22 protein-coding genes are annotated in these 23,463 nt (G+C 66.9%); 4 read left to right on the top strand and 18 right to left on the bottom strand.

From position 1 onward, the window contains the following. Positions 1-160 precede the first annotated feature (160 nt). The 11 genes from BM287_RS02740 to BM287_RS02690 all read right to left on the bottom strand — a co-directional run bounded on the left by BM287_RS02740 (position 161) and on the right by BM287_RS02690 (position 9,942). The gene (locus BM287_RS02740) at positions 161-586 is read right to left on the bottom strand and encodes a hypothetical protein (RefSeq protein WP_090035763.1); all 426 of its coding nucleotides are present in this window, start codon (positions 584-586) and stop codon (positions 161-163) included. A gap of 229 nt (positions 587-815) precedes the next feature. Continuing rightward, entirely contained in the window at positions 816-1,568 is a 753-nt protein-coding gene (locus tag BM287_RS02735) for an SDR family NAD(P)-dependent oxidoreductase (protein WP_244527860.1), read from the bottom strand. Between the two features lie 23 nt (positions 1,569-1,591). Continuing rightward, the gene (locus BM287_RS02730) at positions 1,592-2,578 is read right to left on the bottom strand and encodes a Gfo/Idh/MocA family protein (protein ID WP_090035760.1); all 987 of its coding nucleotides are present in this window, start codon (positions 2,576-2,578) and stop codon (positions 1,592-1,594) included. Continuing rightward, positions 2,575-3,429, bottom strand: coding sequence for a sugar phosphate isomerase/epimerase family protein (locus BM287_RS02725; RefSeq protein ID WP_244527840.1), 855 nt, complete (start codon positions 3,427-3,429; stop codon positions 2,575-2,577). The genes BM287_RS02730 and BM287_RS02725 overlap by 4 nt, the downstream gene beginning before the upstream one ends. Positions 3,430-3,461: 32 nt before the next feature. Next, entirely contained in the window at positions 3,462-4,013 is a 552-nt protein-coding gene (locus BM287_RS02720) for a VOC family protein (RefSeq protein WP_090035756.1), read from the bottom strand. Then, a complete protein-coding gene (locus tag BM287_RS02715; protein ID WP_090035755.1) occupies positions 4,010-5,002 on the bottom strand; it encodes a LacI family DNA-binding transcriptional regulator in 993 nt (330 codons plus the stop codon). Before BM287_RS02715 ends, BM287_RS02720 begins: the two co-directional genes overlap by 4 nt. Continuing rightward, positions 4,983-5,978: a Gfo/Idh/MocA family protein gene (locus tag BM287_RS02710; RefSeq protein ID WP_090035753.1), complete on the bottom strand. Its 996-nt coding sequence runs from the start codon at positions 5,976-5,978 to the stop codon at positions 4,983-4,985. The genes BM287_RS02715 and BM287_RS02710 overlap by 20 nt, the downstream gene beginning before the upstream one ends. After that, positions 5,975-6,934 carry a Gfo/Idh/MocA family protein gene (locus BM287_RS02705; RefSeq protein WP_090035752.1) on the bottom strand — a complete coding sequence of 320 codons (960 nt, stop codon included), beginning with the start codon at positions 6,932-6,934 and terminating at the stop codon, positions 5,975-5,977. The genes BM287_RS02710 and BM287_RS02705 overlap by 4 nt, the downstream gene beginning before the upstream one ends. Further along, complete coding sequence (locus tag BM287_RS02700) at positions 6,931-7,794, bottom strand: carbohydrate ABC transporter permease (protein WP_090035750.1); 864 nt, start codon at positions 7,792-7,794, stop codon at positions 6,931-6,933. The genes BM287_RS02705 and BM287_RS02700 overlap by 4 nt, the downstream gene beginning before the upstream one ends. After that, complete coding sequence (locus BM287_RS02695; RefSeq protein WP_090035749.1) at positions 7,791-8,723, bottom strand: carbohydrate ABC transporter permease; 933 nt, start codon at positions 8,721-8,723, stop codon at positions 7,791-7,793. The genes BM287_RS02700 and BM287_RS02695 overlap by 4 nt, the downstream gene beginning before the upstream one ends. 64 nt (positions 8,724-8,787) lie before the next feature. Beyond that, a complete protein-coding gene (locus tag BM287_RS02690; RefSeq protein WP_244527839.1) occupies positions 8,788-9,942 on the bottom strand; it encodes an ABC transporter substrate-binding protein in 1,155 nt (384 codons plus the stop codon). 251 nt (positions 9,943-10,193) lie between these two features. Here BM287_RS02690 and eda point away from each other — a divergent pair, with 251 nt between their 5' ends. Both eda and BM287_RS02680 read left to right on the top strand, forming a co-directional pair. Continuing rightward, positions 10,194-10,847: a bifunctional 4-hydroxy-2-oxoglutarate aldolase/2-dehydro-3-deoxy-phosphogluconate aldolase gene (gene eda, locus BM287_RS02685; RefSeq protein WP_090035746.1), complete on the top strand. Its 654-nt coding sequence runs from the start codon at positions 10,194-10,196 to the stop codon at positions 10,845-10,847. Next, the gene (locus tag BM287_RS02680; RefSeq protein ID WP_090035744.1) at positions 10,844-11,431 is read left to right on the top strand and encodes a P-loop nucleotide/nucleoside kinase family protein; all 588 of its coding nucleotides are present in this window, start codon (positions 10,844-10,846) and stop codon (positions 11,429-11,431) included. The genes eda and BM287_RS02680 overlap by 4 nt, the downstream gene beginning before the upstream one ends. A gap of 6 nt (positions 11,432-11,437) precedes the next feature. On the opposite strand, the gene BM287_RS02675 is transcribed toward BM287_RS02680, so the two are convergent. Genes BM287_RS02675 through BM287_RS02645 form a run of 7 tightly spaced genes read right to left on the bottom strand, consistent with a single transcriptional unit; the run spans position 11,438 to position 21,664 of the window. Beyond that, positions 11,438-12,943, bottom strand: coding sequence for a sulfatase family protein (locus BM287_RS02675; RefSeq protein WP_090035741.1), 1,506 nt, complete (start codon positions 12,941-12,943; stop codon positions 11,438-11,440). A 32-nt stretch (positions 12,944-12,975) separates the two neighbouring features. Then, the gene (locus tag BM287_RS02670; RefSeq protein WP_090035740.1) at positions 12,976-14,646 is read right to left on the bottom strand and encodes a sulfatase family protein; all 1,671 of its coding nucleotides are present in this window, start codon (positions 14,644-14,646) and stop codon (positions 12,976-12,978) included. Continuing rightward, positions 14,643-16,403: a sulfatase gene (locus tag BM287_RS02665; protein ID WP_090035739.1), complete on the bottom strand. Its 1,761-nt coding sequence runs from the start codon at positions 16,401-16,403 to the stop codon at positions 14,643-14,645. The genes BM287_RS02670 and BM287_RS02665 overlap by 4 nt, the downstream gene beginning before the upstream one ends. Positions 16,404-16,426: 23 nt before the next feature. Beyond that, positions 16,427-17,296 carry an ATP-binding cassette domain-containing protein gene (locus tag BM287_RS02660; protein WP_090035737.1) on the bottom strand — a complete coding sequence of 290 codons (870 nt, stop codon included), beginning with the start codon at positions 17,294-17,296 and terminating at the stop codon, positions 16,427-16,429. Beyond that, positions 17,293-19,122: a dipeptide/oligopeptide/nickel ABC transporter permease/ATP-binding protein gene (locus BM287_RS02655; RefSeq protein ID WP_090035736.1), complete on the bottom strand. Its 1,830-nt coding sequence runs from the start codon at positions 19,120-19,122 to the stop codon at positions 17,293-17,295. The genes BM287_RS02660 and BM287_RS02655 overlap by 4 nt, the downstream gene beginning before the upstream one ends. Next, complete coding sequence (locus tag BM287_RS02650) at positions 19,119-20,060, bottom strand: ABC transporter permease (protein ID WP_090035734.1); 942 nt, start codon at positions 20,058-20,060, stop codon at positions 19,119-19,121. Before BM287_RS02650 ends, BM287_RS02655 begins: the two co-directional genes overlap by 4 nt. Before the next feature lie 53 nt (positions 20,061-20,113). After that, positions 20,114-21,664: an ABC transporter substrate-binding protein gene (locus tag BM287_RS02645; RefSeq protein ID WP_244527838.1), complete on the bottom strand. Its 1,551-nt coding sequence runs from the start codon at positions 21,662-21,664 to the stop codon at positions 20,114-20,116. Between the two features lie 174 nt (positions 21,665-21,838). Here BM287_RS02645 and BM287_RS02640 point away from each other — a divergent pair, with 174 nt between their 5' ends. Further along, positions 21,839-22,432: a PadR family transcriptional regulator gene (locus BM287_RS02640; RefSeq protein WP_090035730.1), complete on the top strand. Its 594-nt coding sequence runs from the start codon at positions 21,839-21,841 to the stop codon at positions 22,430-22,432. A gap of 1 nt (position 22,433) precedes the next feature. Then, a complete protein-coding gene (locus tag BM287_RS02635) occupies positions 22,434-23,306 on the top strand; it encodes a formylglycine-generating enzyme family protein (protein WP_170857403.1) in 873 nt (290 codons plus the stop codon). Positions 23,307-23,463 lie beyond the last annotated feature (157 nt).

The raw sequence follows: 23,463 nt of genomic DNA, 5'->3' as shown, positions 1-23,463 counted from the left end.
GACGTACGGCCAAGTTGCGGCCTGTGGAAAGAGCCTGTCGGCCACCCATGAGACGAGGAGGAGACCGGGATGAGAACCGTCTCATCCGGCCTCACGGCAATCCCGGCCTGCCGGCCTCCCGGCCTCCCTGCGCAATCGTCGGCTGCCGGTCGGCTCGCCGTCAGCTCGCGACGGAGGAACGCTGCCGACGGAGGGCACCCGCGCCGATGACGACGTAGAGCGCCGCGGCCACGACGAACCCGAGCGCCATCAGGAACGACATCCATCCACTGCCCGTGAACATCGTGCCGACCCCGACGAGGAACGTGAGGATGATCACGATGAACGCCCAGAGTGCGGCCGTCTGCGCGACGCCCTCGCGCCGGGCCGCCAGCCAGACCCGCACGGCCACGACGATGACCCCGATGCCCACGAGGGCGTGGAGACCGAGGATGATGCCCGCGACGACCCGGGCACCGCCGGCGTTCTCTTCCGGGCTGCCGATGAGGTTCGCGCCCATCCCGAGCAGGAACTGCACTGCGAGCGTGCTGAGCGCTTCTCGGGATCGTCGCACCAGGACGGGGGATGCGTTCAGAGGTGTGGACATCGGTGTCCCCTTTCGTTCGGCGGATCGCACCGTTCACGCACCATTCTGTCCGCCTGCGGCGACGCTGTCATGCGGCGCGGAGAGTACCCGCCCGTACTCTCCCGGGAGTACGCCCGATCGCTCGATCCGTCCGGTGCGGCGTGAGTGCTGCGTTGTGGAACGTCTGCGGTGGCGCGCCGCACCGCAGACGTTCCGAGACACCGCAGACAGCGCCGGCGCTCCGGCGGCGTTACGTCCCCATGCCGAGGTGGGCACCGCCCGCGACGTCGAGGCTGACGCCGGTGATGTAGCGATTCCGAGGATCCGTGAGGAACAGCGCAGCACTCGCGACCTCATCCGGCCGGGCGAATCGCTGCATCGGGAGCTGGGCGGCTCGTTCTGCTCGTGCGCGGGCGGCCGAGTCGGGTGCGTCGCCGGATGCCTCGGCGAGCTGAGCCCACATGTTCGTCTCGACCGGACCCGGGGTGATCGCGTTCACCGAGATGCCGGACGGTCCCAGGATCTGCGCCATGGACCACATGATGTGGAGGACGGCGATCTTGCTCGCGTTGTACGGCAGATAGGTCCGCCGGGCCTCCTTCGCCGCGACCGACGAGAAGAGCAGAATGGTCCCCTTGATCCCGTGATCCAGCATCGCCTGCGCGGTCTCCCGGACGACGGTGAAGGTGCCGGTCGCGTTGATCGTCATGATCCGTGCGAATTCCGCCGTACTGGTCTTCAGAGGGTCGGGGGTCTCCCCCAGCACTCCGGCGGCGTGCACCAGGGCGTCGATCCGGCCGAAGCGGGCGATGACGTCGGCGATCGCGGCTGCCGTCGCTTGCTCATCCGTCACGTCGAGGTCGTAGTAGGCGGCGGCGGCCTCTGGTCTCTCTCCGCCGCGATCCGAAGCGATCACGGTCGCCCCGCTCTCCGCGTAGGCCGAGACCATCGAGCGGCCGATGCCGCCGTTCGCACCCGTGACGACGACGATGTTGTCCTGCATGGACACGGTGGGTTCCTCTCCTGCTACTTCTTCGCGTGACTGGACCAGAGACGTCCCGGTTGTTCTTCGACCGGCAACCCTGCGGCCGACAGGATGCGATCCAGCAGCAGTTGAGTCTTGGCCGCCTCCGCACCCGAGGTGAGCGGCTGCTGCCGATCCCGCACCCGATCCAGGAAATGGTTCACCGCTCCGGCGAAGCCGAAGGTCTGCGTCGCGGTGGCCCACCCGAACGCCTCCGCTGACATCTCCCGGACGGTCGTCCGGCCGTCGCGCGTGATCGCGACGCTGTCGGGGGCTGAGATGGTCGCCGTCACGCCGTCGCCATAGGCATCGAGCTTCTCGCTCCAGGCGCCTGCGTTCCGCGCGGCCATCAGCACGCCGGTGTTGCCGCTGTCGAAGCGGATGAGCGCACTGACTCCGTCCTCCTGCCACGGGTCGTCCCCGGCGGCGTGGGCGTCCACCTCCACCGGTTCGCCTCCGCAGTACCAGCGCAGGAGGTCGACCATGTGGATGGCGTTCTCGAACGTCGCGCGGTATTCGGAGCCCGCCCGGTTCTTCTGCGCGACGCAGAAGGATGCGCCGCGCGCGCCGAATGCTTCGCGGCCGGCCTCGTAGACGGGGGCGAAGCGCCTGTTGAATCCCACCATCAGGATGCGGCCGCCGTCATCCGCCAGCTGCGCGAGGGACAGTGCGTCTTCGGCACGGGTGGCCAGCGGCTTTTCGCAGAAGACGTCGACTCCGGCCGCCAAGGCGGAACGTGCGGCCTCCACATGCTCCGAACGCGGCGTCAGGATGAACACCGCATCGAGGGTCTCCGCCTCCAGCATCGCGTCGACGGTCGGATAGGCCCGCCCGAAGCCCCACCGGCGCATCAGCGGCTGGGGGTCCGCTTTGCGGCTGACCACGGCCGTCAGCTCGACATCGTCGCGGGCCACGAGGGTCGGCAGCTGCGCGATGGTCGCGATGTTGCCGACGCCGGCAACACCGACACGGAGCGGCGCAGCGGTCACGGGGACACCACCGCGGAGAGGATCGCGCGCACCGCCCGGGCGGATTCGGCGAATCCCGTCGCGGGTTCAGGGAGATCCTGCGGGTGCCAGCGGTATTCGTACTCGAGGGTCAGCACGTCGTCGTATCCGCGGCGCGCGAGCTCGTGGATGATGTCCGCCCAGGGCACGATGCCGGTGCCGACGACACGGGAGCGGATCGCGCGTTCATCTGCCTTGACCCGCGCGGTGTCCGAAGCCCGGAACGGAGCGTTGCGGTCCTTGAAGACGAGGTCCTTCACGTGGACGTGGCCGATCAGGTCGCCCTGAACGGCGAAGGCCTGAGTCCAGTCCTCGTCGTGGGTGAACGTCAGGTTGGCCTGGTCGTAGAGCACGCGCACGGCCGGTGAGTCCACTTCGCGAACCAGGCGGGCGGTGTCCGACGCGGTCTGCGTCATGGTTCCGAAGTGGTTCTCGACGCACAGCACCACGCCGGCCTGCTGCGCGTCGACCGCCAGGACGCTCAGCGCCGAGCTGAGCCGCTCCCAGTGCGCGCTGTACTCGGGGGAACCCGGCTGCCAGGCACCGGCATAGACCCGGACGCGCGTGGCGCCCACTTCGTGAGCCGCGTCGATGCATCCCCGGAACTCGTCGATGCCGGCCTGCCGGCTCTTCGCGTCGAGGCTGTTGATGCTTGTCGTGTAGGGGGTCAGCGCGACGATGGGGAGGCCTTCATCGCGGGCGACAGCAGCTGCGTGCTGCGCCGACTTCGTGTCCGAGGGGGAGATCGCGGCGGGGTACCCGTCTTGATAGATGACTTCCGCCGCGTCCAGTCCTGCCGTCTTGAACAGGCGGATCGCTTCCTGGAGTGTCATGCCCGGCGTTCCGAGCGTGTGTCCGGCGATGATCATGAGGAGGTGGTTCTTCTTTCGATCGGGCGGTTCCAGTCCGCCGGTCCGACAAAGTCCGGGGGGCTCTGCACGCGGGAGCGGTCGACCAGCTCCATCAGGAGACCCCACGGGGTGAGGAAGTAGATCCAGCGGTTGCCCGCGACGGCGGGACTGTCCCCGCCGACCTCTTTGCGTTCGCCGAGGATGCGCACGCCGGGGATCTGCTCCAGGTGGCTGACGGCCCGGTCCACATCCTCCACGGCGAAGCAGAGGTGATGGCCGCCACGGTCGCTGTGCCGGGGATGCTCGGTTCGCCGGTCCGCGGTCTGCCACTGGAACAGCTCGACGTTCAGATTGGGCGGCATCCTCAGCATCGACAGTTCGAGGGCGGCATCGGAGGGCACGTCGAAGTTGGCCGGTATGAACGCCGCGTCCGGGCCGCGTGTGGAGCGGTACAGCTCCTCCGCCCCGAGAACGTCGACGAAGAACGACACCGCCTCGTCGAGATCCGGAACCGTGTAGGCGGCATGGTCCACGTACTGGAGTCCTGGCATCCGTGTCGAGCTCATCGCACAGACCTCGTCGAGGAGCGGATGAGCAGTTCCGGCTGCAGGATCACGTGCTCGACCTCGCCGTTCAGGGAGGCGCGCTCGGCCAGGCTGATGGCGATCCGGCCCATTTCGGCGATCGGCTGTCGCACGGAGGTCAGCGGCGGGTTGATGTGCGCACCGAGGGGAAGCCCGTCGTAGCCGACGACCGAGACGTCATCGGGCACGGAGAGGCCGTAGGCGCCGAGTGCGCTGATGACGCCGAACGCGACCATGTCGTTCGCCGCGATCACCGCTGAGGGCCGGTCGTCCATCGTCGCCAGCTCCTGTGCGGCGCGCACTCCGGCTTCGGCGCCGATATCGCTGTCCAGCTCGATCGGGGTCATCCCATGCCGCGCAGTGAGGTCCTGGTAGGCGGCGCGCCGGTCGGCGGCCGTGTGCGTTCCGGGAATGCCCGAGACGTAGGCGATCGAGGTGTGGCCGAGCTCCAGCAGGTGGTCGAACGCGAGCTCGATCCCCTTCGCGCTGTCCACGGTCACGGTGGGCACCTGGACGTCCGACTCGATGCGGTCGATGACGACCAGGCGGTTACCGAAGCCGAACGGCTCGAATTCGGCGGGGTCCACCCGGGTCGAGGGTGCGATCACCCCGAACGGGGCGTACATCGACTGCATCGCGTGAAGGTATCCGGCGGTCGCCCCGGGATCGTTCTCGGTGACGCACAGCACCAGCTGGTACCCGCGCTCCCGGGCGACGGCGGTCATCGTCTTCGCGAGCTCTGCGAAGAAGGGGTTGGTGATGTCCGGGACGATCAGCGGCACCAGGGTGCTGCTCTTGGTCCGGAGCGCCTGCGCGAGCGGGCTCATCGTGTAGCCCATCGATGCGGCGACCTCGAGGATGTGATCCCGGGTCTCCTGCTTCACAGCTTCGGGACGCGAGAACGCGCGTGAGACCGTGGAACGGTGCACGCCGGCCGCGGCCGCCACTTCGTCAATGCTGTGATTGGACACCGATACTCCCTCGTCCCGCTTTCGAATACGCATCCCAGATGATGGCCATGGTCGCTTCCAGATCGCGAATCCCCGGCAGGCCCGCGAACCCGAAGGTCAGCTGGTCCGCCACCCTGTCGACGAACCGTTCGTACAGGGGGTCGCTGTCCACGTCGAACTGCGCTGTCTCGGTGACACCGCCGGTGGATGTGAACGACGCGCGCCCATCCGACCATATTGTCGCCGTTCCCTCGGCGCCGATCCGCAGATACGCGCAGTGGCGTTTCAGCGGCGAGGCCGGGAAGGCGTAACCCACCTGGACGGTCGCGACTCGCCCGTCGGGGGTGGCGAGGGTGAGCGAGGCGTAGTCTTCGACCTCCCCGCCATGGAGCGTGGCGGAGATCGCCGCCGTCACGGCGACCTCTCGAGCTCCGGAGGACTGCAGGAACAGGTCGACGAAGTGGGGCGCCAGATTGATCATGCACCCGCCTCCGGCGCGCTCGAGCTCCACCATCCACGGATTGCCGTTGACCAGGTACCGGCCGGGGGGTCCGGCGATGAACTGAGTGCTCTCGTAGACGGAGCTTCCCGCCTTGCCGAGCCAGTGCTCCACGGGGCCGCCGCGCTGCACGAGAGGGACGGCGATCGGCACCCCGGCCGCTTCGGCGGCCTGCCGGATCTCCTCCACCTGACGGAGGGCGATGCCGGCGGGCTTCTCGACGACGAGGGGGATCCCGCGCTCGATCAGTGCCAGGCAGACCGAGCGCATCGTGTCGTGGGGTGCGAAGACGTACGCCAGCTCGATGTCGTCGTAGGCGGCGAGCAGCTCCTCCCAGGAGGAGTGCAGCGTGCCACCCCACAGCCGGCTCAGGCCGTCGACCCGGGAGGGATCAGGGTCCGAGGCGCCGAGCACCTGGTGCCGATCCGCGATCGCCTGGGCGCAGAGCGGGAGGTGCCAGTGGGAGGCCCCGATGATCACTGTTCTTGCTCTGCTCATATCCGCTCTCGCACCCCTGTCAGTATCGCGTCCGCGATCTCCGTCGCTCGCAGCGCTTGCCGGTACCCGACCGTCGGAGGCCCGCCTCCGGCGAACAGGAGCGCCGCCTCCGCCTGTGCGCGGAAGAGGTCGATCTCGGGGAAGTGCCGCACCGTCTCCGACCCGTGCCGATCCCACTCGTGGTATGACCAGTTGGACCAGAGTCGCCGGCCCTCGTGCGCGATGACGTCGATCTCGAGGGACCAATCGTTGCGATTGAGGCCGGTCGTGTGCTCCCACGGGTTCCAGTACGTCTCCAGCCTGAGGAGCGGGCCGTCGTCGAAGGTGAGCGTCGTGGCGGTGTAGTCGGCGACGCCGGCGCGGTGCAACTCCTCGCTGACGTAGGTGGAGCGCACGGTCGCCTCACCGGGAAAGAGGGACGCCGCATACTCGATGGCGTGGATGCCGTTGACGACGGCGACACCGCCCTCGTCGGGCGCGGCACGCCACGAGTCGACGGTCAGCTTGCGAGCCGCCGACCGAACGCTGACACTGATCACGTCCACGGACGAGATCCATTCCGCCAGCCTCCGGGCGATGGGATGGTGATGGAGCGTGTACCCGACCATGAGGTTCTGGTCGACGTCCTCCACGCCGGACAACGGCTCGGCGTTCGCGAGCGAGGAGCCGACCGGCTTCTCGACCAGGACGCGCAGCCCTCGGCGCAACAGCTCCGCCGTCACGGCCGGCTGCATACTGCTCGGCAGGGACACCACGACGAGGTCCACCTCCGACGGGTCGAGCCGATCCGCGGATTCCAGCACCCTGGCACCGACTTCACGTGCGAGCTCGGCCGTGCGCGGGCTCGGGTCCACCAGCGCCACCACGCGGGCGCCGATGTCGTGGAAGGCGTGTGCATGACGGCTCCCGGCCCAGCCTGCTGCCCCGATGACGGCCACCCGTGCCGCCTCGGTCATCCCTTCACCCCACCGGATGTCAGCCCCGCGATGAACCAGCGCTGGAACAGCGAGAACAGCGCGAGGACGGGAATGAAGGCGACCGTGACGAAGGCTGCGAAGAGGCCCCAGAAGGCGCCGTATCCCGTTTGCAGGTATTGCACGATGCCGTTCTGGACCGTCTTCATGTCTTGAGTCGTGGCGAGGACGGTTCCGACGAGGTAGTCGTTCCAGACGAACACGAAGATGAAGATGGCGATGGCGGCGATGCCGGGGCGGATGAGGGGGAGGACGATGCGCCACAGGATCTGCGGCCGCGAGCACCCGTCGATGGCCGCGGCTTCTTCGATCTCCAGAGGAATGTTCTCGATGAAGTTGCGGATGAAGAGGATGGTCTGCCCGCAGATGATCGCCGCGTACACCACGATGAGGAACGGATACGTATTGATCAGCGCCGTCTTCACGAACATGGAATACAGGGCGATGAAGACGACGATCGCCGGGACCATGGAGAGGACGAGGATGCCGGTCATCACGGTCTCCATGCGACGACTGCGGTACCGGGTCGCGACGTAGGCCGCGGGGATGCAGATCGCGAGCGCGAGAATGATCGAACCGCAGGAGTAGACCAGCGAATTGATGAAGAACCGCATGTTCGTCGGTGTGAAGATGCCGGAGTAGTTCGCGAGAGAGAACGGGTCCGGGATCCACTTCGGCGGGAACTGGATGGTGTCGGCAGGAAGCTTCAGAGAAGTCGAGAGGATCCAGGCCACAGGCGGGAGCACGACGAGGGCCGAGAGGACGATGAAGAGCCATCTCGGGACGCCCCGGAGGACGGCGCCCCACCGGGTGCCGCGGCGAGCGGTGGTTGACGTGGTCACAAGCTTTCCCTCCGTCGGAAGCGCAAGGCGATCAGCGTGAGGACGACGTTGATGGCGAAGAGGAGTATTGCTGTCGCGGATGCGCCGGACAGGTTGTACTGCTGGAAGACCTGGTTGAAGACGCGCATCGAGAGCGTCTCGGTGGCCCGGAGCGGGCCCCCGCGCGTGGTCACGAGGATGATCGTGACCATCTGCACGTAGAGCATGAGGAGCACGACCACCACCGAGACGATCGTGTTCCGCAGATAGGGCAGGGTGACGTTGAGGAAGCTGCGCCAGATGCCGCCGCCGTCGACCCGGAGGCTCTCGTAGAGCTCCTTGGGCACGGTTTGAAGGGCACCGAGGAAGAGCAGCATGGCCTGCGGATACGACCACCATGCCGTGATCAGCGTCACGGCGACCAGAGCGCCTCCCGTCGTCGAGAAGACGTCGGACGGGCCGAACCCGAGAGCTTCGGTGATGGCGCTTCCCGGTCCGTAGTTCGGGTTGAGGAACCAGACCCACATCGTTCCGGCTGTCGCCTGGGACAAGAGCCACGGCAGGAGGAACAGGCTGCGGACAGTGCGCTTGAACCGGTGCAGATTGTTCAGGACGATCGCCGACAACAGCCCGGCGGGCAGCGCGATCACGATCGCGCCGAGCGAGAAGACGACGGTGATCCCGATGCTGTTCGCCAGGTTGGGGTCGGAGAAGAGCGAGGCGAAGGAGTCGAGCCCGCTGAACTTTCCGATCTGGTAATAGGTCGTCTCGTGGAGGGCGGTCCACGCCGTGTAGAAGAGAGGCCCGACGAAGACGAAGAGGAAGACGACGCAAACGGGAGTGACGTACAGCCACAGCGTGCGGTCTCTCCTCCGTCGTCGGCCGGCCGGCTCTCGTGGCCGGGGAGGCTGCTGAACGGAGCTGCGCGACGAGAGGCTCGTCGTTGACATGGTGTCCTGCTTTCCTCGGGGAGCCGGCGGCCGCCGGCTCCCCGAGTTGGTCGGGCCGGAAGAGCTACTTGCTGTTTCCGGCGTTTTGCGCGGACGTGATGAACTGGCTGCCGGACATGCCCTTCAGGATCAGAGCCTGCCCTGCATTGGCCAGACCGGTGGACAACGTGTTCCAGTTATCGGGATAGTTGCGCGGCTTGCTGTTGCTCTTGACGTACGCAGAGATGTCGTTGATGGTCTTCGCCGCCGGGGTGGAGAAGAACGACTGCTTGTAGGTCGACGCACGCGGAGGCACTTCACCGCCGGTGGCCATGACCGCGCCGGCCTTCGGGCCCGTCATGTACTGGATGAACTTCCAGGCGGCGTCGGCATGTTTGCTGCCGGCACCGATGCCGAGGGTCCAGCCGAAGGTGGTCCCCGTCGTGCCACCGCTGGAGGCTGTGGGAAGCGAGGTCCACTTCACGTCGGGTGCGGTCTTGCCGAACGTCACGATCCGCTCCGTACCGAGCACCGCCATCGCGACGGTCCCATTGGCGAGCCCATCGGCGACCGAACTGTACGTGTCGGAGACGACGTTCTTACCGAGAGCCTTCGCATCCCGGAGGTCGGCGAGGAAATTGCCGAACGCATCGCCCTTGGACGTGGCGAAGTCGTATTTCCCGTCCTTTTGAAGCTGCTGACCGATCTGGTTCATGAAGCAATCGAAGAAGGTGCCGATGACGGCCGAGTTGTCGGTGTCGGAGAATCCGGTTCCGAACCCGGTGAACCCGGCGGCGGCGGCCTTCTTGGCGACATCGACGACCTGGTCGTATGTCGTCGGAACCGTGGCCCCGATCTGACTCAGGATCTTCTGGTTGTAGTACAGCGTGCAGGTGCGGTACTCATACGGCTCCGCCACCTGCTTCCCGTCCGGCCCCGCCAGATTGCCGGTGGGATGCAGCCAGTCGGTGATCTTCGAGGCGTCGGCGGGCAGTGGCGAGTACGCACCCGCAGCGGCCATCTGAGGAACCACGGGCGAGAACATCTTGAAAACGTCGGGCGCAGTGCCCGCCGCCGCAGCCTGCGGCAGCCGAGAAAGCATGTCACCCAGCGACACCACCGACAGGTTGATCTTGATGTCGGGATTCGCCTTCTCGAAGTCGGCGATGTTCTCCTTCAACGCGGCAGAGCGCGGGTTGTCCTGAGTGGGATCGATGAAGTCCCAGTACGAGAGCGTCACCGGTCCTTTCGATTCGGCAGGCGAGGATGTGGGGGAGCATCCAGCGAGCACCATTGCTGCAGTCGCGGCAGCCGCGACGGCAAAGCCCCATCGCTTTCGATACATAATCTCTCCAATGAGATCGGTTGCTGAGATCGGTTGCAGCCACGTTAGGGTCATGAAGTTCGAATGTCAACCCTCTGCGGATGGCAAAATGAGATCGGTTGCTGAGATCGGTTGCATTTTGCCTTCCACGAGTGTTTACTGGTCGCGTGTTCCACAAACTCGACACCCTGACGACCATCCGCGATTCCGGCGCCGTGCTCATCGTCCGCCTGGACGATGCGGAGGAAGCGTTCGACGTGGCCTCGGCCGCCGTCGACGGCGGGATCCGCGCACTGGAGATCACACTGTCGATCCCGGGCGCGCTGCAGGTGATCGAGCGGCTGACCGAACGTTTCGCCGGCCGAGGCGTCACGATCGGCGCAGGTACGGTCCTCGACGGCTACGCCGCGTGGTCGAGCATCCAGTCCGGCGCGCAATTCCTCGTGAGCCCCAACCTGAACCCCGAGATGATCCGCGTCGCCAATCGCTACCAGGTGGCCACGATCAGCGGTGCGTACACACCGACCGAGATCCTGAACACCGCCGAAGCCGGAGCGGATCTGGTCAAGCTCTTCCCGACCGAGGCGGGCGGAATCCCCTACGCCAAGGCGGTCCTCGCTCCGCTCGCTCACATCCCGCTCGTCCCGGCCGGGGGCGTGACCACGGCGAACGTCGGTGAATGGTTCGACGCCGGCGTCGTCGCTGTCGGCGTCGGCAGCGCGATCACGAAGGCCGCTCGGACCGACGGTGACGTGAAGCGCGTCACGAAGGCCGCAGAGGACTTCGTCGCCGCGATCGAGCGGGCCCGCCGTCCACGATGAGCCCCGTTGCGCGGCCCGCCGCATACATCACTCTCGGAGGGGCCGGGTCCGGCAAATCGACGGTGTCCCGCCATATCAGCGAGCACACGGGCGCTCTCTACCTGGACAAGGATGTCCTGGCCGGCCCGCTGGTCGGGGTCGCCCTCGAGGCGCTGGGCGAGAACGCCTCCGACCGGGAATCGAACGACGTCTACCTCCGCCGGGTCATGCCGCTCGAATACGAGGCGCTGTTCGCGGTCGCCGGCCAGAATCTGAGCCTCGGCCACCCGGTGGTCCTGGATGCCCCGTTCGTCGCCTACCTCTCGGACCCCGGCTACCTCCGCACCGCCATGGCGGGGGCTCGCTGGCCGGAGGTGGCCGTCCGTGTCATCCAGGTCGTCGCCTCGCCGGCGACCGTCAAACGACGTCTCATCGAGCGGGCCAACGCTCGCGATCGCATCAAGCTCGACGACTGGGACGCCTATTGGCAAGCGTTCGGATCGTTGAAATGCTCGTGGGAAGGCGTCGAGCGCTTTCAGGTCGCCAACGACGAGGACGACGACTTCTCGGAGGTCGACGCCCTTCTCGAGTCCCTTCAGGCCTGACCCGGCTCAGCTGGACGACCTCACGAGCTCTACGTACTGCTGCACGCGCTCGAAGAGGGCTTCGTCGTACGGTCCCCAGACGGGTTGCGGGGTGTCCGGGCCGACGTAAGGCTCATCGTCGTAGTGCCGCTGGTACTCGGCCATCTTCGCTTCGAGCTGCCGGCGGACGTCAGCGTAGCCGGGGTCGTCGGCGACGTTGCGGACCTCCGTCGGGTCGCTTTCGAGGTCGTACAGCTCCCATTCCGGCTGCATGATGCGATCGGATGCGCCAGGAACCCCCATGCCCGCGCCGTAGTAGTAGATGAGTTTGAACCGGTCGGTGCGGATGCCGTAGTGCGCCGGAGCGGCGTGGATCGGGTCGTCGTGCTCCCAGTAGCGGTAGTACATGGCGTCCGGCCAGTCCGCAAGCTGCTCGCCCCGGAGGAGGGGGAGGAAGCTGCGTCCCTGAGAGGTGGAGAGCTCCGACGGGTCGATGCCGCAGGCGTCCAGGAACGTGGCGGCGAAGTCCACGTTGGTGATGATGGCCTCGCACCGGCTTCCCGGTTCGATCCTCTGGGGCCAGCGCACGAGCATGGGCATCTGCAGCGACTGGTCGAACATGAGCCGCTTGTCGAACCAGCCGTGATCGCCCAGGAAGAACCCCTGGTCGGAGGTGTAGACGATGAGCGTGTTCTCCGCCTGCCCAGTCTCTTCGAGGTGATCCAGCAGCCGGCCGACGTTGTCGTCGATGGACTGGATGCACTGGAGGTAGTCGCGCATGTAGAGCTGGTACTTCCAGCTCATCCGGGCAGCGCGGTTCTCGGGTCCGCGGAGGTGCTCAGGGACCTCCATCTTCAGGTCGTCGGCGCCCATGTCGTCCGCGATCGTCATCCGGACGCCGCGGACCGCCTTGCTTCGCGTCGCGTAGTCGTCGAAGAACGTCGCCGGCTCGGGGATGCTCCCGTCGGCGTAGAGGTGCTTGTGCTTCTCGTCGGGGATCCACGGGCGATGCGGGGCCTTGTGGTGCACCATCATGCAGAACGGCTCGTCCCGCTCGAGGCTGTCGATCCAGTCGATCGACAGATCGGTGACGATGTCCGTCGCGTATCCCGGCACCGTGTGCGCGCCCTCCCGGTCGATCATCTCGGGGTCGACGTAGTCGCCCTGGCCGGGGAAGATCTTCCAGGCGTCGAAGCTCCGCGGCACGGAGTCGCCGTGCTCGCCGAGGTGCCACTTGCCGAACATCGCCGTCTTGTAGCCGTTGCGGTGCAGGACGTCGATGAACGTGGGGACGCGATAGTCGAGCTCGGTCCAGATCGACGAGACACCGTTGATGTGGCTGTACGTTCCGGTGAGGATCGTCGCCCGAGACGGGCTGCAGATCGAGTTGGTGCAGTACACCGCGTCCATCCGCATCCCCTCGTCGGCGATCCGGTCCAGGTTCGGCGTTCGGTTGACCCTGCTGCCGTACGCCGAGATGGCGTGCGCCGCATGGTCGTCGGACATGATGAAGATGATGTTGGGTCGAGTCATCGAGATTCCTCTTGGGTTCGTGGGATGGGATGTCACAGGGCGACAGGGCGGGCCGAGGCGGCCTCGACCAGGAGTTCCGTGCTCGGCTCGTATCCGAGCCGCCACGCCTTGACGCGGACCGCCGCATCGACGGGTACCGGTCCGGAGTACGGGCGCCACCGGCGCGCGTCGGACGACGAGGATCCGAGGGCGCCGCCCGGGGTCCCCTCCAGCGATCGCTGCTCGGTGGGAGCCTCCGTCGTCCAGCCGAGGATGACTCCCGGTGTACTCGATCGGATCGTCAGGAGGCCGTTCTCGATGGCGGTGGCCGGTTCTGGCGTGCGTCGGCGGCGGCCGTCCGGGCGCCACTGCTCCTCGAGCTGCTCCTCCGGCATCTGTCCGAGGTCGCCGAACCGGTCGATCCAGCCGGCGAGCGCCGCGCGCAGCCGGGCGAGATCGTCCGCGTAGGCCGGGTCGGTCGCGAGATTCGCGGTCTCATGGGGGTCGGCGAGGATGTCGTAGAGCTCCTCAGCAGGCTTCGACTGCGCGACGACCGAGCGTTGGAGCCGATCCAGCGCAGACGGGCGCTCGCCGCGTGCACGCTGCTGTGCTTCCGCCGCAGCGAGGAGACGGTACGCCTCCCAGGTCGGGAACCGGTCCGGGTAGTCCGTGTGGATCATGGCGGGCTTGTCGGGGAAGTCGTTGCGGATGTACCGGAATCGGGCATCCCGGACCGTGCGCGAACGGTCCTCCGCTTCACCCTGTCGATCGCGGCCTCCGTAGGTGTACGCGTTCGGCTCCGCGACGACTGCGCCGTCCGGGGTGAGCAGCGGTACGCCGTGCATCCCTCCGGGGATCTCGATGCCGGCCAGGCGCAGCATCGTGGGCGCGAGGTCCATCGTGTGGACGAGACCGGTTGCGGCAGCGCCCGCGGGAACGCGTCCGGGCCAGCTGACGATCAGGGGCTCACGCAGTCCCGACTCGTTCGGCCAGCGTTTGGCCCGGGGCATGCCTTTGCCGTGGTCGCTCCAGAAGACGACGATCGTGTCCTCCAGCAGACCGTCCTCCTCGAGCTCGGCGAGGATGTCCCCGACCCACAGATCCATCGCGGTGATCAGATCCGAGTACCGCGCCCATGCCGTGCGGAAGACCTGTTCGTCCGGGTAGTAGGGCGGGAGCGGCGCCGCTGCCGGATCATGGCGTGCGCTCTCCGGAACACGACGGGTCGCCGCTGCGAAGGCCTCGTCGTCCAGGTAGAGCTGCGACTCGTGCGTGGCCATCCCGTGGAACGCGGCGAAGAACGGTGCCGACTCGTCCGGTCTGTTCCTCCAGTGGGCGGTCGGGCTGCACTCATCGAACGCGATGTCGGGCAGCTCCAGCTGGAAATCGGTGAACCAGTTGTTCGTGCAGTAGTAGCCCGCCTGCCGTAACACCTCCGGCAGAAGTCTCACGGTCTCCGGGGGCACGGCTTGTGATCGCATGTGCATCGTGCCGATCGCGGTGGGATAGCAGCCGGTGATGATCGCCGAACGCGACGGAGCGCAGATCGGCGCCGCGGCGAAGGCGTTGTCGAACCGGACGCCCCGTGCCGCCAGTGCATCCAGATTCGGCGTCACGGCGTACTCCGCCCCCGGCCACACGCCTGCGTAGCAGCCCAGGTCCGGGTTGATGTCGTGGGTGCTGATCCAGACGATGTTCGGCCGGCCGACGTGGTCCCCGGTCACGAGACGGCGCTCGCGGCGGTGGCCTGCGCCAGCTCCTCCGCGATGGCGACCAGACTGGCCGCATCGACGGTGCCGGCTTTCGCCATGCCCAGGACGGTGGCCCACGGCGTGGAGGCGACGAGCTCGGTCGTTCCCAGCCACGGGAGGTGGCGGTCCAGCACCGACCGGGTCGCGTCGTCGGCGAGGAGGGAGTGGACGGGTGTCTGGAGCAGCGGAAGAGCAGGAAGCGAAGCCATTTCCGGGAGCGGGGCCGCGACAGCCCTGGCCCGGTCGGCATCGCGTCGTGCCGACAGGTGGCGAGCGTCGGCCGGGCCCTCGACGGGCAGGCCGAGGCGCTCGAACACGCTCGCCGGGGCGTCGTTCTTCCGGAGGAGCTCGAGCAACAGGGCGATCATCCGCAGTTCGACGGCGTCGTCGACGATGGGCGTCGTCTGACCGGGGTCGGTCTCCAGATCCCAGAGCAGTGTGCCGTGCTGCCAGGAGTTGATGCGGAACGTCCCCACGGCGTCGATCCGCATCGTCCGCAGGCCCTTGGTGAAATCGAACGGCTCCGCCGGCTCCCAGTCGAGCAGTTCATCGACGCCGAACCTGCTGCGCATGTGCGTGGGCATGAGGGTGTAGTCCTCGATCGGGCCGTTCGCGGCATCCGCGCTCGCGCGCATATAGACGTAACGGCCGTCGGTGACGTTCACATGACCGCCGTGGATGCCGAAGAGCGCACCGCTCTTCCCCTCGGCCAGCGCGAGATCCTGCCCCAGCATGTCGGGCGCCGGGTCGAGCCCGAAGAATTTCAGGACGGTCGGCGGGATGTCGATGGTCTGGGCCAGTTCGCCGCGTCGCGTGTCCGCGTCCTGGAACCGGGGGTCCCACAGGAACATCGGCAGATGCACGAGCTCGTTGAACCAGGGCTGGATCGACTTGGCCCACCACCCGTGCTCCCCCAGCAGGAAGCCGTGGTCCGTGTTGACGATGAGCATCGTGTCCGACCACATGTCGTGTTCGTCCATGTAGTCGAGCACGCGGCCGAGCGAGAAGTCGCACATCGAGACCAGCGCCGCGTATTGCGTGCGTGCGTGCTCGACCTGGTCCTCGGGTTCGACGACCTTCGCGTAGTCGGGCCAGTCGAACTCCGGGCCCTCGTACGCGTCGGGGTACAGCTCGCGATACTTCTGGTGGACGAAGAACGGCTCGTGCGGGTCGAAGAGCTCGATCTGCAGCAGCCAGCGATCTGCTCCGACGTTGGTCTCCAGGAACTCGATTCCGGCGTCCACGGTGCGGGTCTGGGTGTGCTCGGCCTCCGTCGTCATGTAGCGGCGGTTCACGGCGTCCTGCGTCTTCAGCGTGGCCGGGAATCGCACCCCGCGGAGGGCGTCCGCATCGCCCTTCCAGTTGTCGCCCTCCTGGCCGCGGAAGAACTCCCACGTGTTGTAGCGGGTGTGGTAGGTGCCGCCGCCGTCCTCCCAGTAGTGCTGGTGATCGGAGACCAGGTGGGTATGAACGCCCGCGTTCTTCAGCATCTCGGGCATCGAGTCGTCGAAGGGCTCGAGCGGGCCCCAGCTGCGGTGCAGGAAGTTGTGCCGGCCGGTGTGCAGTTCGCGGCGGGCGGGCATGCAGGGCATCGAACCCGCATAGAAGTTGTCGAACGTGGTCGCCTTGCGCGCCAGTCGCGCGAAGTTCGGCGCGTCGACGAAGGTGTCGGCGTACGGCGGCAGCATGTGCCGGTTCAGGCTGTCGAACATCAGGATGATGGCGCGCATGATGGAGTTCCTTGTCGAAAAGGTCAGACGGCGGCGACGGCGACCGTGCTGGTCGATTCGCGGTTCTGGTCGGCGAGAAGTTCGTGGCGTTCCGTTCGCCGCTTCGCCTGGAGGACGGGGTCGGGAACAGGCGCCGCGAGGAAGAGCCGCTGCGTGTACGGGTGTTCGGGGCGCGTCGTCACTTGTTCGGCGTCTCCCCACTCGACGATCTCGCCGTGGTACATCACCGCGACGCGGTGACTGAGATGCCGGACGACGGCGAGGTCGTGCGAGACGAACAGGTACGCGACACCGGTCCGTTGCTGGATCTCCTTGAACAGCTCCAGCACTCGGGCCTGGGTGGAGAGGTCCAGTGCGGAGACGGGCTCATCGCAGACGATCAGCTTCGGCTGGAGCGCCAGCGCCCGTGCGATCGCGACGCGTTGCCGCTGGCCGCCGCTGAACTCGCGCGGCAGCCGTTCGCCGGCGTTGCTCGGCAGCCTGACCTCGTCCAGGAGCCCGCGCACCCGGGCACGCGCGTCTTTCACGGACAGGTTTCTGACGGTCAGCGGCTCCATGAGGATCTGCTCGATGGTCATGGACGGGTTGAGCGACGTGTACGGGTCCTGGAAGACGACCTGGATCTCGTGGGCCAGCCCCCGCCTGGCCTTCTTCGACAGCGTGGCCAGGTCGCGGCCGCCGTAGGTGATGGAACCCCCGGTGACCGGCGCCAGGCCGAGGACGGCGCGGCCCAGCGTCGTCTTCCCGGAGCCCGACTCGCCCACGAGGCCGACGGTCTCGCCGGCCGCGATGTCCAGGGATACGCCCTTCAGGGCCCGGAACGGCTTCTTCCCGAAGCCTTTCGCGGGGTACTCCACGACGACATCCCGAATGTCGACAAGGGTCTCGCTCATCGCAGCGCTCCATTCGTGTCAGCAGTTTCGATGTCGGCAGCAACCGAACCGGCTCCCTCGCTCTCGTCGAGGACCGCATCGAACAAGGACCGCGTGTACGGGTGCTGGGGGCGTGCGAAGAGCTCGAGCACCGGGCCGGTCTCGACGATCCGCCCCGATCGCATCACGGACACGGTGTCGCAGAGGTCGGCGACGACCCCGAAGTTGTGCGTCACGAGGATCATCCCCATGTTCAGCTCGCTCTGCAGCCTGCGGAGAAGGTCGAGCACATCCGCTTGGACCGTCACATCGAGCGCGGTGGTCGGTTCGTCCGCGATCAGCAGGTCGGGGTCGCAGGAGACCGCACCGGCGATCAGGACGCGCTGTGCCATACCGCCGGAGATCTCATGCGGGTAAGCGTTGAAGGTGCGCTCCGGGTTGGGGATGCCGACTCGTCGGAGGAGTTCGAGCGCACGCGCCTTGGCGGCGGGCCTGCTGAGCTTGAGCTTCACTCTCATCGGCTCGACCAGTTGGCTCCCCACCGTGAAGGACGCGTCGAGGTTCGACATCGGCTCCTGAGGGATATACGCGATCTTGAGCCCGCGCAGGGCCCGCATCTGCGCTTCGGTCTTCCCAGCGAGATCCTGTCCCTCGAAGGTGATCGAGCCACCCACGATGCGGCCGCCGTCCGGGAGCAGCCGAAGCACCGACCAGGCGGTCTGCGTCTTGCCGGATCCGGATTCGCCGATCAGACCGTGCACCTCGCCGCGGCGGACGGTCAGCGAGACATCCTCGACCACGGTCGTGATCGAGCCGTCGTCTTGTCCGTATCCGACGGCGAGCCGGTCGACCGCGAGAAGCACCTCCGCGCCGTCGAATCGGTGGTCGCCGGCGTGGGAGACGATGGGCTCGCGTTCGATCGCTGGAATGGATGCCGGCTCGTCCCGGCGTGTGCGACGGCGCTTTCGCCCACTCTGTTCGAGGGTGTCGCGGAGCGCGTTGGCGAGCAGGACGAGGGACACGCACGTGAGACCGATCGCGAGGCTCGGCCAGAGCATCAGCACGGGATCCGTGTAGATGTTCGAGAAGCCTTCGTTGAGCATGGACCCCCACGTCGGGATGGACAGATCCCCGAGACCGAGGAAGTCGAGTCCGGCCTGGATCGCGATGGCGACGCCGGCGACGAAGGATGCCTGCACCAGCGCGGGCCCGCGGACGACCGTCAGGATGTGGCGGGAGATGATGCGGCCATCCGTCAGTCCGGAGACGCGTGCGGCATCCACGTACAGTTCGTCTCTGACCGCCGTCACGGTCGAGTAGACGAGCCGGTAGAACGCGGGCGACAGGAGCACTCCGAAGATCGCCATGGACGTCCACAGCGACGGGCCGAGCACGGCGCGTGCTGCAAGGAGGACGACGATTCCGGGGAGCGCCTGCAGGATCCCGACGACCCACGAGGACAGTCCCTCGAACCACCGGCCGTAGTAGCCGGCGATGAGGCCGCCGGTGACCCCGATGAGGGCAGCCACGATCAGCGCCAGAGCCGCTCCTGCGATGCTGAAACGCGTCGCGAACAGCAGCCGCGAGAGCACGTCCCGCCCGGCGCTGTCGGTGCCCAGTGGATGGGTGGCGCTGAGAGGCCCGAGCACGTCCGCCGCCGAGGCCGTGTTCGGGTCGTGCGGGGCGAGGTAGGGTCCGAAGACGGCGATGAGCACGATGAAGAGGAGGAACGACAACGACGCCACGGCGATCGGCTTCTTCAGCAGGCGGCGGAGCAGCGATCGCGACGACCGAGTCACCGCGGCCTGGATCTCGTCGGTGAGATCGCCGGCTAGAGGGTCGATCATGAGAGACGCACCTTCGGGTTGAGCCAACCTTGGGCGAGGTCGACGACGAGATTGAGGAGGACGACCAGGATCGCCGTCGCGACCACCAGGCCCATCACCAGCGGAATGTCTCCCTGGGATGTCGCGGTCACCGCCACCTGGCCGATACCGGGAATGGCGAAGATCTGCTCGATGATGACGACTCCACCGAGCAATCCGACGAAGTGGACGCCGAGGACCGCGAGACCCGGGCCCGCGGCATTCCGGAGGACGTGCTTGAGCACGACCGAACGGCTGGACAGTCCGCGGCTCTTCAAGGTGCGCACGTAGTCCTGACGGAGCGAATCCAGCATGGACCCGCGGATCTGTTGCGTCACTCCCGCGATACCCCCCAGCGAGAGGGCGATGACCGGGAGGATGATCGAGCTGATCCAGCCCTGCGGCGACGTGGTGAACTGCACGTATCCGGTCGGGGCGACCCAGCCCAGGTCGATGGCGAACACGACCACGAGACCGAGGGCGATGAGGAAGCCGGGAACAGCGGTTCCCACGAGGGAGACCACTTGGACGACGGTGTCGACCCAGCCGCCTCGTGTTGCGGCGAGGACTCCGAGAACGACCGAGACGATCGCGATGAGGATGGTCGCCCCGAGCACCAGCGACAGGGTCACGGCCAGCCGGCTCACGATGGCGTCGCCGACCGGCTGACTGGTGAACCAGGATGCGCCGAAGTCGCCGTGGAAGACGCCGGAGACCCAGGATCCGAACTGGGTGAGGAGAGGCTGGTCGAGGCCGAGTTCGTGCGACTTCTGGGCGACGGTCTGCGCCGAGGCGTCCTCCCCGAGGAGCCGCCGTGCGATGTTCCCGCCGCCCGCGTAGAGCAGGAGGAAGGCGATCACCGAGATCGCGACCACGAGGATGACGCCGGAGACGATTCGCCGGGCGATGAAACTGAGCATGGTGGGAGTCCTTCGAACGATCGGGGTGGGGAGTCGCCCCCACCCCGAGACCGTCACTTCTTCGGAACGAAGTTCCAGAGGTAGGGATAGGCGTTACCCGTCTGCGTCTGCACGGACGTCGTCGGGTCCGTCGCATAGGTCTGCTGGGGCCGGTACCAGGGAGCGAACCAGGCCTGCTGGACGATGTACGCGTTCAGCTTCTTGGATGCGTCCGCCGCCTCGGCCTTCGTGCCGGACTGAATCGTCTTGGCCAACGCGTCGACCGTGACGTCCTTCGTGTGGAACGGGTTCCAGCCGGCGGTCGGAAGCACGTCCAGAGTCAAGGTCTCCCAGGTCGTCGGCGCCGCCTTCAGCTGCATCACGGTGCTTCCGTACTTCGCCGCGAGCAGGTCGCCGAGGAAACTGGTGGGCGCCACGTTGACCTCGTTGACCTGGATCCCGATATCACCGAGGTACTGCTTCGTGAGCGCGTAGGTCGCCGGCGTGAAGCCGGACGACGTGGGCATGGTGAGGGTGATCTGGCCGCCCGAGTAGCCGGCCTCCTTCAGCAGCGCCTTGGCCTTCTTCGGGTCGTACGGGTAGTAGCTGTCCATCGCTTTGTCGTAACCCGATGAGTCGGGCGAGAAGATCGACGAGGTGACCGCTCCGTACCCTTGCCCGACCGCCTTCAGCATGGCTTTGCGGTCGAACGCGTAGTTGATGGCCTGCCGGACCTTGACGTTCCCCAGCGCCGGTGCGATCGCCCCGCTCCGGTCGAAGAGCAGCAGCCCGAAGAAGTTCAGCTGCTGGCCATTGGCGGTGAAGCCGGCGCCCTTGATCTGCGGGATGGTGGAGTTGTCGGTGAGGGGGGCGCCATTGATCTGGTGACCCTTGATGGCGTTCAGGATCGCTGTGGGAGTCGAGTACACGTTCATCACGAGCTTCGCGTAGTGCTGCTGCTGAGGCGCCCAGTACTTCGGGTTCTTCGTGAACACGTAGGTCGATCCCACGACGGTCGCCTTCTTGTCGAGCACGTACGGACCCGATCCGACGGGTGTCGTCTTCTCGCCCGGAGTGCCGAACGCAGCCGGGCTCTCCTCCAGCCCCGGGTTCTGGGTGAGGAACGACAGCAGCGACGGGTTCGGGGCGCTGAGCGTCAGCCGCAGCGTGGTCGGGTCGACCGCTGTCGCATCCGCCAGCGTCGCCAGGTACGCCTTCTGCGGCGAGGTGCCGTCCCGGAACCGAAGGAGGTTCTTCGCCGCTGCTGAAGCGTCGAACTTGGTGCCGTCTGTGAAGGTCACGTCGCTGCGGAGCTTCATGGTGAGCACCGTGTTGTCGGCGTTGTAGGACCATTTCGTCGCCAGCCACGGCTTCACCGTTCCGTCGGGATCCGCGTGGAGGAGGGTGTCGTAAACCGCCTGGAGGTAGGGCGACTCGTTGGCCCAGGCCGAGTTGTCGACGGCGAAGGTCGTGGAGGCCACGATCGTGCCGATCGTGAGCGTCCCGTCGGCGGCCGCTGACGGCGAGCCCGCGCGGGAGGCTGCGGGCGTGCAGCCGGATAGTGCGATCGCAGCGACCGCGGTCGCGGCTGCTGCTGCGATCAGTCGCTTCCTGAAGTTGAACATCTTTGTCTCTTCCGGTGCCATGCGGTCCTCCGTGGACCGACCTTCCGGCGAAGCTAGCAGCTTTCGGATCAGTATTCAACAAGTTGAGTAGAAAAAGTCAATTTGTGGAATACTTGGGTAGGGGGCGAGGTGTACCTTTACGCCGTCGGCCCTGTACGACACAAAGGAACCACGATGAAGTTGGAACATCTCCTCCTCGGCATCCTCTTGGTGCGCCCGAGGACCGGTTACGAGCTGGCCCGCTACATGGACATGGAGGGCGTGTTCATGCGTCCCCGCACGCAGATGAGCCAGGTCTACCGGTCGCTTTCGCAGATGGCGGAGCGCGGCTGGGTGACGTTCACGGTGAGCACCCGTCCCGGCGCGCACGATGCGAAGATCTACGAGACGACGCCACTCGGGCGCGAGGTGTTCATGAAATGGCTGACCACGCCGTTCGAGCCCACCGTGGAGTCCGTCAACTACGAGTTCCGCGCACGCCTCTTCTTCTCGGGGTTCCTCGACGAGGAGGCCGTCATCGAGCTCCTGACGATCGAGATCGACTCCCGCAAGCGGCAGATCGCCAAGTACCGCTTCCGGGACCGCACGATCGAGGCGGCCCCCGACTCGGGCTTCGACGTCGACCTCGCGACGACGATCGAGGACTTCGAGCACGAGACCGGGGCGGCCGCGATGGACACCATGGTGGACCGCCTCATGCAAATGCGCGACATGATCCGCGAGCGGCAGCGCGAGCTCCAGCCCGTCAGCCACGCGGTCGGCAGCTGACATGGCCGCCGGCGCGCACCGCATCCCCCAGGCCCGCATACCCGGCGGCGCGTTCGTCATGGGCGACCGGACCGGAGACGGACGAGCCGCGGATGGCGAGCGGCCCCTGCACGAGGTGCGGCTGATGGCATTCGAGATCGACGTCCACACCGTGACGAACAGCGACTTCGCCCGGTTCGTGGACGCTACGGGATATCGCACGGAGTCCGAAGTCTTCGGATACTCGGCCGTGTTCCAGCTCGCCTTCGCCGGCGATGACTCGGAGATCCTCGGCCGGCCGCCGCAGACACCCTGGTGGCTGGGCGTCGCAGGGGCGGATTGGCGTCATCCGAACGGACGGCTGTCATCACTGGACGATCTGCAGGATCATCCGGTCGTGCAGGTCAGCTGGAACGATGCGCAGGCCTACTGCGCCTGGGCCGGTCGCCGGCTGCCCACCGAAGCCGAATGGGAGCGCGCCTCCCGCGGGGGTCTGGACGGCGCGCGATTCCCGTGGGGCGATGAGCTCTTCGTCGGCGGCGCCTGGAACTGCAACATCTGGCAGGGCGACTTCCCCACCCTCAACACGCTGGAGGACGGCTTCCTCACCACTGCCCCTGCCCGGCACTACGAGCCGAATGGCTACGGGCTCTACCAGACCGTCGGAAACGTCTGGGAGTGGTGCCAGGACTGGTACGACGCGGCCTACTACAGTCGCTCCCCCGAGGAGTCGCCCGCCGGCCCGGCGACGGGGACGCAGCGCGTGCTTCGCGGAGGCTCCTTCCTCTGCCACGACTCGTACTGCAACCGCTACCGCAACTCCGCCCGATCGCAGAACACCCCCGACTCCGCGATGTCGAACGCCGGGTTCAGGACGGTGGCGATCGCACCGTGAGGGCCACCCCGCTTCCCGCGTAACGCCTCCACTCTCACCGGAAGGAAATCGATCATGCCCGACACCCGCGACGAACCGGACGACGAACCGGCCATCGAGGAGCCCCGCGACTGCTGCGCTCCTGGCCGCGCCGCATTCCTCCAGCCCGCCCCCGACC

It is taken from the genome of Leifsonia sp. CL147, assembly GCF_900114565.1.
Lineage (GTDB): Bacteria > Actinomycetota > Actinomycetes > Actinomycetales > Microbacteriaceae > Leifsonia.
This window is presented reverse-complemented; position numbering and strand designations above follow the sequence as displayed.